The sequence below is a fragment of the Sphingobium sp. CFD-2 genome (assembly GCF_024611135.1).
GTDB lineage: Bacteria > Pseudomonadota > Alphaproteobacteria > Sphingomonadales > Sphingomonadaceae > Sphingobium > Sphingobium fuliginis.
Window position 1 is genome coordinate 890,426 of the sequence record NZ_CP084405.1, and the last position, 13,435, is coordinate 903,860.

At 66.1% G+C, this 13,435-nt stretch carries 4 protein-coding genes; all 4 read left to right on the top strand.

Annotation, left to right across the window (positions count from 1 at the left end):
• The first annotated feature begins 52 nt into the window (after positions 1-52).
• The 4 genes from LDB29_RS04225 (at position 53) to LDB29_RS04240 (ending at position 13,386) form a co-directional block, all read left to right on the top strand.
• Positions 53-760, top strand: coding sequence for a tetratricopeptide repeat protein (locus LDB29_RS04225; protein WP_025546556.1), 708 nt, complete (start codon positions 53-55; stop codon positions 758-760).
• A gap of 757 nt (positions 761-1,517) precedes the next feature.
• The gene (locus LDB29_RS04230) at positions 1,518-11,231 is read left to right on the top strand and encodes an Ig-like domain-containing protein (protein ID WP_257556271.1); all 9,714 of its coding nucleotides are present in this window, start codon (positions 1,518-1,520) and stop codon (positions 11,229-11,231) included.
• Positions 11,232-11,271: 40 nt separating this feature from the next.
• Positions 11,272-11,979: an OmpA family protein gene (locus LDB29_RS04235; protein ID WP_170825642.1), complete on the top strand. Its 708-nt coding sequence runs from the start codon at positions 11,272-11,274 to the stop codon at positions 11,977-11,979.
• Positions 11,980-11,991: 12 nt separating this feature from the next.
• On the top strand, positions 11,992-13,386 hold the full coding sequence (locus LDB29_RS04240) for a TolC family protein (RefSeq protein WP_025546560.1): 1,395 nt from the start codon (positions 11,992-11,994) through the stop codon (positions 13,384-13,386).
• Positions 13,387-13,435: the final 49 nt, after the last annotated feature.

A 13,435-nucleotide genomic window follows, 5' to 3' on the forward strand; every position in this document is an offset into this window, starting at 1 on the left:
TCCTGTCGCGCATAGCCTGATATAGGGAAGGCTTAGCGCGGGGAGGATGGCCATGACCGGCGGCAACAGGGGCTGGATATTGCGGGGCGCCTTGCTGCTCTGCCTCGCGCCGCCGCTGCATGCGCAGGCCCCCTATGTCCCCGATGTTACCGAGGCGCGGGAAAAGGAGTGGCGCAAGCTGGTGGCCGCATCCCAGGCGGCCTATGCGTCCGGCAATCCGGCTGACGGCGTCGATCCCGCGCGCAGGGGGCTGGCGCTCGCCGATGAGTTGTTCGGTGCGGACGATCCGCGCACGCTTATCTCCGCCAACGATCTCGCGCTGCAACTGGAGGCGACCGGTCGCTATCGCGAGGCGGAAGGCCTCTACCGGCGCGTGTTCGACAGCTATTTGCGAACGCGGGGAGAGGACGATCCCAATACCCAGCTTGCCGTGGAAAATCTCGTCGATTTCTACATCGCGCGCAAACGCTATGATGCGGCGGAGCCATTGGCCGATTATGCGGTGACGAGCTTTCGGCGGACGACCGGATCGGGCAGCGCGCGCAGCCGGCGGATGGAACAGATACTGGCCGCCATGCCCAGACCTGCGCCGCCCATCGCCGCCGCCGCGCCCACGCAACCGTCCGGGATCGTCGCAAACGGTGCGATGAACGGCACGGACGGACCAGTAACCTCAATGTCTCCGGCGGCCACGCATGAAAATGATGTGGAAAAAGCTCCGTCCGAGGGGTTGGAGGCAACAAGAGAATCCGGTCCTTGAGGACGGATGTCCTTGTCTTTCTTCATCGTGTCTTGAGAAATTATCCTTGGATATAAGTCATCGGGTTAATTGTTAAAACCGCCATAGCCGCTATTCCTGATTCCTGTCGGAGGGGGGTTGATTTTCCATAGCTTATCGCCAGTCACAGGCCGACTGGACGAAGCCGCGGAAAGGAACGCACGGCTCCGCACGATAAGTCTATGGGTCGCATTTTGGACGGGCGGCCGGCTGCACAAGCCGGTCGCCCGTTTTCATTCCTTCCTTGCAACTTCCAATCCGATTGGGGCGGTCGGGAAGCCCTGTCGCGGCAGCCATTGAACGAATGGAGCAGGATCGACTCGCCCGAGTCGCATATGTCGTAAGCCTTGTTTGTTAACCAAATCCAAGTTCAGCATAGGCTGAAGGATATAAGTATGAAATTCCGCCTATATCGTTCGTAATAGAGCATAAGTTATTTTTTCCGCCGTATCGCGTTTAAATGGTTAACAAAACTGGAATCTTCGTGACTCATTTTGCAGGCGGAGAATAAGATCGGCCATCGGGTCAGTAAAAATACAGATGCAGAAGGTTAATCCGGGGCGGCGGTCGACTTGGCAAAAGGGTCCTGCCGGCGGGAGAACGTTGACTAGGGGCAATAGCTGATCCGCTGATTGCCGCAATGTCGGGAAAAGATGTCAGCTCCGTATGCACTGTGCATTCTGGGCCAGGCCTCTTGCGCGCTCCTTCCATGCCCCCATGGCGACAGGTGGGATGGACAATGGATTTCGAGCGCGATTGGGATAGCAAAGACGCCGCTGACCATCAGCAGGCCCTTCATCCGGAAGCGGCTGCTCTGGCCGCAAAGGGCAAGGCGGTCCATCCCGGCAAGATGCATCGGGCGGAGGTTGTCCGCACGGTCGAACCCAATCCCGACGGCACCGTGGTCCTGCCGGCCGGCACCGACATCAATGGGATCGAGGTTTCCGGACGCAATCTGATCGTCCACCTGCCGGACGGCACCGATCTGGTGATCCTGGACGGCGCGGTGGTCATGCCGCGCCTGGTCGTGGGCGATGTCGAAATTCCCTCGGTCAACCTGGCGGCCTTGCTGATCGGGGAGGAGCCGCAGCCCGCAGCCGGTCCGCCGCGCAGCTCCGGCGGCAATTTCACCGGCCCCGACGGCGATGTGGGCGATCCGCATGGCCTGGGCGACCTGCTGCCGCCGACGGAATTGCTGTTTACCCAGCCCGAGGAGCGCGAGATCCTGCCCATCGCGCCCAATGAGGAGCCGGAAGTCACCATCATCACCCCCGATCAACCCGCTGGCGCGACTGCCGCGACCGCGGGTGTGAGCGAGGCTGGGCTTCCCGCGCGCGGCAACGAGCCGGCCGGTTCGGCCGCGGCAGGGGATGGCGAGCGCACCACGGGCACCATCGCGATCACCGCCAGCGACGGCCTGGCGGGCGTCACCATCAACGGCGTCGCGATCACGGCGGTCGGGCAGACGGTCACGACGCCGCTCGGCGTGCTGACGATCACTTCCATCGCGGACGGTGCGATCGGCTACAGCTATGTGCTGGGCGACAATGTGGTCGGCACGCCGCCCGCCGAAGTCTTCACCGTAGTCGTAACCGACAGCGACGGCGACCAGGCGAGCGCCACGCTCACCATCTCGATCGCGGACGATGCGCCGACCGCCGTCAACGATGCCGACAGCGTGACCGAAGACGGCCCGCTGGTCGCGGACGGCAATGTCCTGACCGGCAGCGGCGGCAGCGACGCGAACGCCACCGATGGCGTTGCCGACATCCAGGGCGCGGATGGGGCGGTCGTGTCGACCGTCGGCACCTTCCAGGGCACATATGGCACGCTGACGCTGAATGCGTCGGGCGCTTATAGCTATACGCTGGCCAACGGCAATGCGGCGGTGCAGTTCCTGGTCCCCGGCCAGACGCTGACCGACAGCTTCAGCTACACGATCACCGATGCCGATGGCGACACCTCCACGGCGACGCTGACCATCACCATCAACGGCGCGGACGACGGCATCACCATCACCGGCCTCAATGGCGCGCCGGGGATCGAGGGCGCGGAAGTCGTCCTGCTGGAAAACGACCTGGCGGACGGCAGTTCGCCCGACGCGGCGGGCCTCACCAAGACCGGCTCCTTCGGCGTCAGCGGCGCTGACGGCCTGTCGGGCGTCACGGTCGGCGGCGTGTCGGTGCTGGCCAACGGCGCCTTCGTCGCCGGGCAGGTGGTAACGACGCCGGTCGGCACGCTGACCATCACCGGCTTCACCGCGACCGCCACGCAGGGCGGCGTGCCGACGGCCGGAACCTTCACCTACAGCTTCGTGCTGACCGACAACAGCCTGGGCCATGGCGCGGCGGGCGCGGACAGCATCCTGCAGAGCTTCGCCGTCGTCGCCTCTGACCGCAACGGGTCGACCGCCAATGCGACGGTCGACGTGCAGATCGTCGACGACGTGCCGACCGCCCACAATGATGTCGATGGCGTCGCCGCCGGCACCTATGGCCCGGAAACCGGCAATGTCATCACCGGGGCGGGCACCGTCTCCGGCGCGGCGGGCGCGGACGTCAAGGGTGCGGACGGCGCGGTGGTGGCGACCACCGGCACGTTCGAGGGCGCCTATGGCACGCTGACGCTGAACGCCGATGGCAGCTACAGCTATGTCCGCGCGGCAGGCACGCCGGGCGGGGTGAGCGACAGCTTCAGCTACACGCTGCGCGACGGCGACGGCGACACCTCCACCGCGACGCTGCGGATCGACATCGCCAACAGCGACGTCATGATCATTTCGATCCCCAAGGTGGGCGACGGCACGATCGTCGACGAATCCGGCCTGACGAATCCGATGGGTTCCAATGCGGGCAGCGGCGTCGACACCACGGACGGCACGATCACCTATACCGCGCCGGACGGTCCGGCGAGCGTCACCATCAACAATATTCCGATCACCGGCGTCGGCCAGGAAATCGTCACCGACAAGGGCATTTTGACGATCACCGGCCTCAGCGAAGGCAGCATCGACTATAGCTATACGCTGACCACCAACACGGCTGGCGACAATGTGACCGACAGCTTCGTCGTCACCGTCACCGATGTGGACGGCGACCAGGCGACCGACACGCTGACCATCACCATCATCGACGATGTGCCGACCGCCGTGAACGATGCGGACTCGGTGCGCGAAGACGGCCCGCTGGTGGCCGACGGCAACGTCATTGCCGGTTCGGGCGGCGCGGACGCCAACGCGACCGACGGCAATGCCGATGTGCAGGGCGCCGACGGCGCGCATGTCAGCGCCATTGTCTTTGGCGAGACCGCCGGAACCGTCGGCGCGCCGCTGGCCGGGCTGTACGGATCGCTCCTGATCCAGTCGGACGGCAGCTATGCCTATACGCTGAACAATGAAAATGGCGTGGTCCAGGGCCTGGACAAGAACCAGACCCTGACGGAGACCTTCACCTACACGCTGACCGACGGCGACGGCGATCACAGCAGCGCGACCATCACCATCACCATCCAGGGCAGCGACGATGGCGTGACCATCAGCGGCCTGGACGGCGAGGGCGCGGAAGAAACCGTCTTCGAAAACGACCTGCCGGGCGGCAGCTCGGAAGATGCGGCGGCGCTGACCCAGACGGGCAGCTTCACCCTGTCCGCGCTGGACGGCGTGGCGGCCATCACGGTCGGCGGCCAGGCGATCTTCGGCGCGAACGGCTTCATCAGCGGCGTTACCCTGTCCAACGCCTATGGCACGCTCAGCATCAACGGCTTCACGCCGACCGTGGGCGCGGACGGCGACGTGATCGGCGGAACCGTCAGCTACAGCTATGTGCTGGGCGACAATACGTTGCTGCACAGCGGCGTCAATGACGGCAGCCTGACGGACAGCTTCTCGGTCGTCGTCACCGACACCGATGGGTCGACCGACAGCGCCAGCCTGGACATCCGCGTGGTCGACGATGTGCCGACTGCGGTGGACGACGTCGCGGGCCAGCTCACCGAAAATGCGGCGGTCACGATCGACGTCTTCGCCAATGACGTGGCGGGGGCCGACGGCGTCAACCTCGCCAGCGGCGTGGCGCTGGAGACCGGTGCGGCCAAGGGCACGGTGGTCTATCAGGGCAATGGCGTCTTCCTTTACACCCCCAATGCGGGCGCGGAGGGTAGCGACAGCTTCACCTACACCATCACCGACGGCGACGGTGACAAGTCGACCGCCACGGTGACGATCAATCTGCTCCAGGATTCGACGCCGACCGTCAGCGTGACCGACATGACCGTGTCCGAAGCCGGCCTGCCCGGCGGCACGCAGGAGGCGGGGAACAGCGAGACGGCGACCGGCGCCATGACCATCGCGACCGGCGGCGACACGCTGACCAGGGTCGAGGTGCAGGACAAGAACGGCGCCTGGGTCGACGTGACCGCGGCGACGGCGGGAACGCCGGTGGTGGTCGCGGGCGCGGCGGGTGCGCTGACCGTGACCTCCGACGGAGCGGGGCATTACAGCTACAGCTATACGCTGGCGGTCAACGACCCGGCCCATCCGGACAATGTCACCAGCGACGGCGACGGCATCAGCGGCGCGGCCGACCCCAAGGCGGGCGACGCCTTCGCGGTGCGCGTGACCGACAGCGACGGCGATGTCTCGCCGGCCGACACGATCAACGTGACCGTGCTGGACGACGCGCCGGTCGCCACGGCCGACAGCGGTTCGGTGAGCGAGGGCGACTCGCTGATCGTGGCGGCGGCCGACGGCGTGCTCAACAATGATCAGCCGGGCGCGGACGGCTATGCGCCGGGCGTGGTCGGTGTCGCCAAGGGCGGTGATCCGTCCAGCCCCGTCAGCGGCCAGGTCGGCACGGCGGTCGCGGGCGATTACGGCACGCTGACGCTCTTTGCCGACGGCAGCTACCGCTATGACGCGACTCCCAACGCCATCTCCGCCGACAAGCAGGATGTGTTCGTCTACACGATCCGCGACGGGGACGGCGACCTGGCGACGACGACGCTGACCATCAACGTCGCCAATGTCGCGCTGGCGGCGGACAATCAGACGAAGACGGTCTTCGAGGCGGCGCTGGACACCGGCATCACCGGCGACGACATCGCGGCGGGCAGCGTCACCGGCAGCACGCCGGGCGAGCCCACCGAAACCGCGACCGGCCAGCTCAACGTCGTGGGCGCGGTCAGCTACACGCTGACCAGCTCCGCGACCGGCAGCCATGGCCAGATCCTGCTCAACAGCGACGGCAGCTACACCTACACGCTGACCTCGCCGGTCGACGGGCCGACCGCCAATGACGGCCCGCAGACCTTTGGGGGTGCAGAGGTCTTCACTTATCAGGCGGTCGACGGCTCCGGCAATATCGCCAACGGCACCATCACCATCGACGTGGTGGACGATGTTCCGACGGCGGCCGATGACGCCGCCCGCACCGTGGCGGAGGACGGCGCCGACATCGGCGGCAATGTCCTGACCAACGATACGCTGGGCGCTGACGGCGCCACCCTGACCTCGGTCACGATCGGCGGCGTCACGACGGCGATCAACGCCGTGGGCACGACCAATGTCAGCACGGCCTTCGGCGCCTACACCTTCACGGCGGCGGGGGCGTGGACCTTCAACCCTTCGACCAACCTCAACAATGCGAACGGGGTCAGCGCGGGCTTCTCCTATGTCATCACCGATGGCGACGGGGACCAGTCGACCGCCGTGCAGCCGATCACGGTCACGGACGGCGCAATCCCCACCGCAAGCGGCCCGATCACCCTGGCGCTGGACGATCAGAATCTGGCGGGCGGCACCAGCGCCGGCAATCCGGACTCGGCCAGCGGCACCATCACCTTCACGCCCGGTTCGGACGCCATCACCTCGATCGTGTTCGGCGGCACCGGCGGCCTGACTGGCGACCTGACCTGGCTGCGGGTATCCGACACGCAGATCACCGGTTCGGACGAGCGCGGCGTGGTCGTCACGCTGGACCTGTCGGTCACCGGCAATGTCGCGACCGTGACCGCCACGCTGAACGACAATTATGACACCCATCCGGGCCTCAATGTGGACGATCTGGTCGCGCTCGGCTCAGTGCAGGTGATCGCGCAGGACACCGACGGCGACACCGCCACCGGCACCGTTTCGGTCAGCGTGTCCGACGACCTGCCGGTTGTCAGCGCCAATCCGGTGGTGCAACTGGACGACGACGCGCTGTCGGGCGGCAATCCGAACGGCACGGGCGACGACGCGAACAGCCTCAATGCCACAGGCACGCTCGGCCATGACTATCGCGCCGACGGTCCGGGCGGCATCACCCTGCTCGGCACCGGGGCCCCCGCTGGCTTCACCTATGAAAGCAACGGCACCGTGCTGTTGGTGAAGCAGAATGGTACGACCGTCCTAACGGTGACGCTGACCGATCCGGTTGCGGGCACCTATTCGGTGGTCCAGAACGCCGCCATCGTCCATCCGGCGGACGGCGATGAGAATAACGTCAGCTTCGACATAGGCTATCGCGTCACCGACGCCGACAATGACACGGCCACCGGCACGCTGACCATCAATGTCGACGATGACACGCCGGTCGCGGCCGACGATACCGACGTCGTCAAGGAAGACGTCACGCTGACGGCCAGCGGCAATGTGCTGACCGGCGCGGGCAGCGACGGCAATCCGGCAGGCGCGGACTCGCTGGGCGCCGACGGTCCGGCGGCGGGCGGCGCGGTGACGGCGGTCACTGGCGGCACGGTCGGCGGCAACGCGACCGGCAACTATGGCACGCTCGTCCTCAATGCTTCGGGCGGCTATACCTATACGCTGACCAATGGCTTGGCGGCGGTCCAGCATCTGGACGACGGCCAGACGCTGACGGACAGCTTCACCTATACGATCACGGACGGCGACGGCGACAGCACCACCGCGACCCTGACCATCACCATCCAGGGCACCAATGACGCGCCGCAGGTCGGCAGCGGCATCGCGGTCGTCTCGGAAGAGGGGTTGACCGGCGCCAATGCCGACACCGCACCCGGCCTGCCGAACGACACCACCAACGCGACGGTCGCCACCGGCACGATCACCGCGAGCGACGTGGACGGCGACAGCATCAGCATGACGCTGGGCAATCCGGGCGCGGTGCTGACCGCCGACGGCCTGCCCGTCACCTGGAGCGGCGTCGGCACGCAGACGCTGACCGGTTCGGTCGGCGCGGTGCCGGTGATCACGATCACTATCACCAACGGCGGCGCCTATACGGTGACGCTGCTGCAATCGGTCGATCACAGCGGCATCAATGTCGAGGATGTGAAGAACTTCCTGGTCCCCGTGAACGTCAGCGACGGCACCGCCACGGTCGCTACCAGCATCGCCGTCACGATCGAGGATGACAGCCCGATCGCCGTCGACGATAATGTGACGACCATCGAAAAGGCAGCTGCCTCCACCGGCAATGTCCTCACCAACGACCATGTCGGTGCGGACACGCCCGGCGCCGTCGTATCGGTCGGCGGCAACGCCATCGCCCTGGGCGGCAGCCAGACGATCGTCGGCGCCTATGGCACGTTGCAGCTATTCTCCGACGGCAGCTATACCTACACGCCCAAGGCTTCGGTGCCTTCGGGATCGTTCGACAGCTTCACTTATGTCATGCGCGACGCCGACAATGACACGGCCAGCGCGACGCTGAAGTTCACCTTCCAGGGCGACGCGAACAAGCCGACGGCGGACAACACCGCCGCCAAGCTGGATGACGACGGCCTGACCGGCGGCAACGCGGCCAGCACGACCGGCGACGTCGACGCCAATGTGGGCGACACCGGCGCGGCTGGGCCCAGCGAGGCCAGCTTCAGCGGCACCTTGCCCTTCACCTTCGGCGCCGACGGCGGCGGCAGCGTGAGCTTCGCCAATCTGAACGGCACGACCGGCACGGTTGGTACGGACACCGTATCCTATAGCTGGAACGGCACGACCAACACGCTGACCGCGACCATCACGACGGTCGGCGGCCGTGGCACGCCGCTGTTCCAGGTCGTCGTCAATCCGACGACCGGCGCCTATACGGTGACGTTGCTCGACAATGTGCTGCACGCGGCCGGCGGGAATGAGAATGACGCCTCGGTCAGCCTCAATTTCCTCGTCACCGACAGCGACTATAACGCGACGACCAACCCGACCTCCTCGGCCATCGGGCAGCTCAACATCTCGTTCAACGACGATATGCCCAGCGCCTTCACGCCGGCGGCTGGATCGGTGGCGAACAATGACAGTCCCGCCACGGCCTTCAACTTCAACTTCGCCAGCGTGGCGGGCGCCGATGGCGTCGGTAATGCGCTGTTCACCATCACCGACGGCGCGCTCGCCAAGGATACCAGCGGCGCCACGCTGCGGCTGGCCGGCGAAGACCTGTTCATCTTCGGCAACGGCACGAATGTGCTGACGGCGAAGACGGCGGACGGAGACATCGGCTACACCATCACGCTCCAGCCGGGGACGGACAAATATGTGTTCGACCTTCACGGCACGATCACCAACGGCAGCGAGATTTCGATCAGCAGCTTCAGCGCGGCGAAGGCGGGCAACACCGACTATCGCGGCCTGGGCGTCGATACCACCGATGCCATCGACGTGCTGTTTTCCGGCCGCAGCGCTTCGGGCGCCCGGGGATCGGTCAACACCGACAGCGACTCCATCGGCGTCGACAACCAGTCGGTCAATCCCGACGAGGCGGTACGCATCGATCTCATCAAGACGCTGGTCGGCAATCCCGCCACCACCACCGGCTTCTCCTATGCCGATCACCAGAGCGTGATCAGCTTCGAGCAGAATATCGCTCAGGTCGGCGGCAATCCCAACAGCACCGTGTCGATCAAGGTCACGGCCATCGATGCCGACAACGACCAGGATCTGGGCTTCTCTTCCGTGACGCCGGAAGCGGGCGAAAGCTTCGTCCCGATCGCCAAGGTAATCGTCACGGATGTGAGCACCGGGAATATCTACAGCTTCACCGGCTCGGGGACGCAGGGCAGCATCGGTGTGACCTTCGCTTCCGGCAGCGTCACCATCACCGGCCTGCAGGTGAACGACAAATATGAGATTGTCGGCACCAAGGGCTTCGATGCGGTGCTGGTGGAATCGCCGCACGTCAACAATCCGTTCGACCTCGGCGTCTTCTCGGTTGAGACGCTGAATAGCGGCACGCCAATCAACATCAACCATGCCATCGTCGCCTCGGATGCAGACGGTGACAGCGTCAACAGTTCGGTCAGCGTCACGCTGAACCCGGTTGCCGTTCCCCCGGTCGCCATCGACCTGGACGGCGACGGGCTGGAATTTGTCGGTCTGTCGGCGGGCGTCACCCACGACTATGGCCATGGCGCGGTTGCGACCGCCTGGGTTTCCTCCGACGACGGGCTGCTCGCCCATGCGACGGGCGGCGGTTACGACATCGTCTTTGCCGACGATGCGCCCGGCGCCGCGAGCGACCTGGAGGGCCTGCGCCTTGCCTATGACAGCAACGGCGACGGCGTATTCGATGCCAAGGACGCGGCCTTCGCTGATTTCGGCGTCTGGCAGGATGCGAACGGCAACGGCGTGGTCGACGCGGGCGAGTTCAAGTCGCTCACCGCTATGGGCATCGCCGCGATCAATCTGACCGCGGACGGCAAGGGCTATACCGCCGCCAATGGCGACGTCACCGTGCTGGGTGAGGCGAGCTTCGTCCGCACCGACGGCACCAAGGGGACGGTCGGGGACGTCATGTTCGCGACCGGCGCCAAGGCAAGCGACACGAGCAAGACGGATAGCACGGCCAGCGGCTTCAACCAGGCGCTGGTAGCCGCCAGCCTGGTCGCGGCGGCGGGTGCGGCCGAGCATGTGACCGAGCAGCAGCCTGCACCCGCTCCGGCGGAAACCGCTCCGCCCGTTACGGAGACCGCACCGGCTGCCATGACCACGACCGAACCGGCGCCTTCGCAGGAGAGCCAGCCGACTTCGCTCGCCACGACGGACGATCAGGCGACGCATGAGCAGCCCACTACGTCCACCGGCCATGCCAGCGAGGAGGCTGCGCCGGAGCATGCCACCCTGTCCGGCGGCGGCGAAGCGCATGCGGCGACAGCCGATACGGCCCAGGCTCCGCAGCCCGACCTCAGCGGCCATCAGGGCCTGCTGGCCCAGTCGATCGATCTGCCGCCTGCCTTCGACGGCAACGCGGCGGCGGTTCTGGCGGCGCAGCAGGCCACTCCGGCAGCCAATGCGGCCGAAGTCGTGAAGGAAGCGCTGGGCACCCATGACGCGCCGCATATCGACGCGCTGCTGGCTGCCCTGCCGGGTGGCGAGCATCCGGTGGCGCCGGCCTTGCTGAACCCGGCTGCCGTCGAAGTGGCGGACGCACGGCACATGGCCGCGGCCACCGCCATCTTCGAAGCGGCGATGGCCGCGCATGAAGCGATGGCAGTCGCCCATGGCTGACAATTCGATTTTCTCGCGGGGAATTTTGGGGAGAGTGAATATGCGAAATGCAGTTGGAAGGGCGGCGGCTGTCGGGCTGGTAACCGCCATGCTGACGACGACTGCGGCCTGGGCGGCGCCTGCTTCGCCCTTGCTGCAACTGGGCAAGTCCGAATTGCGGGATGCGCTCACCAGCCGTTACGACACGGCGGTCAAGGCTGTGGGCGACGCCAGCGTGCGCGCGGCCCAGGACAGCCGCTGGACCTACGCGGTCGAGGCGAAGAACCAGTGTGGCATCGCCATCGGTTTCATCAAATCCGGCACGAAGGATGCGGAGAGCATCAACAAGTGCGACGACTTTGTGGCACGCCTCTCGGCGCCGCCACCGCCGCCGGTGTCAGCAGCTTCAGCCCCACCCGCGCTGGACTGTACGGCACCGGCGGTGTCCATCTTCTTCGACTGGAACATGGACACGCCGCTTCCTGAGGGCGTGAGCACCATCTCCACGCTGACGCAGACGGCGGCGCAGTGCGGCTGGAAGCGCTTCGGCGTCACCGGCTACACCGACACGTCGGGCACGACCCGCTATAATGACGGCCTGTCGCTGCGCCGCGCGCAGAATGTCGCCAGCCTGCTGAGCCAGGGAGGCATCGCGACGGACGCCATGACCGTCAATGGCCTGGGCGAGACCCAGCTCAAGATCGAAACCGCCGATGGTGTGCGCGAACCGATGAACCGTCGGGTCGAAATCACCGCCAGCGCGAATTAAGGGGAGGAAGGCATGACTATCATGCGCAAGACATGCGGCAGCCTGATCGCCCTTTGTGCGGCGGCCATGGTTTCGACGGGCTGGGCCCAGACCACCGATCTCAAGAGCGCCATCGCTGCGGCGATCGACAGCCATCCGGAAATCAACCAGGCGATCCAGAACAAGGAAGCCATCGAATTCGAGCGCGAACAGGCGCAGGGGCTTTATCTGCCCCGCGTCAGCGTTGAGGGATCGGCGGGCGTCCGCCGTCTGGAAAACGCCACCCGGCGCGCCCTCAACCTCGATAACCAGACGCTCTGGCCGCTGGAAGCCAGCGTGCGGGCCGAAGAGACCATCTGGGACTCCGGCTATCGCAGCGCGGAAAAGCGCCGGCAGGCCGCCCGCACCGACGGCGCGGCGCTGCGCGTCGGGGAGCGTTCGCAGTTCGTGGCGCTGAACGTCACCCGCCAATATCTCGACTATATGCTCCAGCAGCGGGTCGTGGCGGCGGCTGAGGACAATATCGCCTTCCATCGCAAGCTGCTGGGCGATCTGGGCGAGGGTGTCTCCAAGGGTTCGATCAGCATCGCCGACCAGCAGCAGGCGGAGGAAAGGCTGCAAGCCGCCCTCGTCCGCAAGAGCGAGGCGGAGCAGGACATGACCAATGCGGCCATTTCCTTCCGCACGCTGACCGGCCTGTCCATCGATCAGGTGGTGATGCCCGATCCGGTGACGAGCGCCGTGCCGCCGACGCTGGACGAAGCCATCGCCGCCGCCCGCACCCACAATCCGCTGGTGCGCGAGGCGGAAGCCGACATCCAGGCGGCGCACGCCGTCGTGGACGAGGCGAAGTCGGAGCTTGGGCCGACGGTCTCGCTGGAAGGAACGGGCCGCGTCGGTGAGGATGTGGACGGCTTCCGGGGCAGCACCAACGACATTCAGGGCCGGGTGGTCGTGCGCTGGCAGCTTTACAACGGCGGCATCAACCGGGCGAAGGTCCAGGAAATGACCCGCCGGGCGAGCGAGGCGCGCTTCCGCCTGAGCCAGCGGCTGCGCGAGGCGGAGGAGGATGTCCGCACCGCCTGGAACCGTTGGGACACGGAAAAGAAGCGCGTGACTGACCTGTCGCGTCAGGGCACGGTCTCCGACGGGCTGCTCGTCTCCTATCGCGAGCAGTTCAATGTCGGCCGGCGTTCGCTGCTGGACGTTCTGGACAGCCAGAACACCCGCTTCAATACGCAGGTGCGGACGGAAACGGCCCGCTTCTCGGAGATTTTCGCGCAATATCAGATTCTGGCGGCCACCAACACGCTGCTGGATACGCTGGGCCTCGCCGCGCCTTCGGACGCCAAGGCCGATGCGCGGAAGACCTATAATGTCCCCGATCTGCCGCCCGCTGAGTTGCAGCGGCGGCGCTATCCGGGCTGAGTTTCATTATTGGGGGTCATCCCGGCGCAAGCCGGGATGGCGCGGGGTA

Bases quoted from the DNA above. Each gene is read 5' to 3' on its own strand.
- LDB29_RS04225 (WP_025546556.1), top strand. From the start codon at position 53: ATGACCGGCGGCAACAGGGGCTGGATATTGCGGGGCGCCTTGCTGCTC.
- LDB29_RS04235 (WP_170825642.1), top strand. From the start codon at position 11,272: ATGCGAAATGCAGTTGGAAGGGCGGCGGCTGTCGGGCTGGTAACCGCC.
- LDB29_RS04240 (WP_025546560.1), top strand. From the start codon at position 11,992: ATGACTATCATGCGCAAGACATGCGGCAGCCTGATCGCCCTTTGTGCG.
- LDB29_RS04230 (WP_257556271.1), top strand. From the start codon at position 1,518: ATGGATTTCGAGCGCGATTGGGATAGCAAAGACGCCGCTGACCATCAG.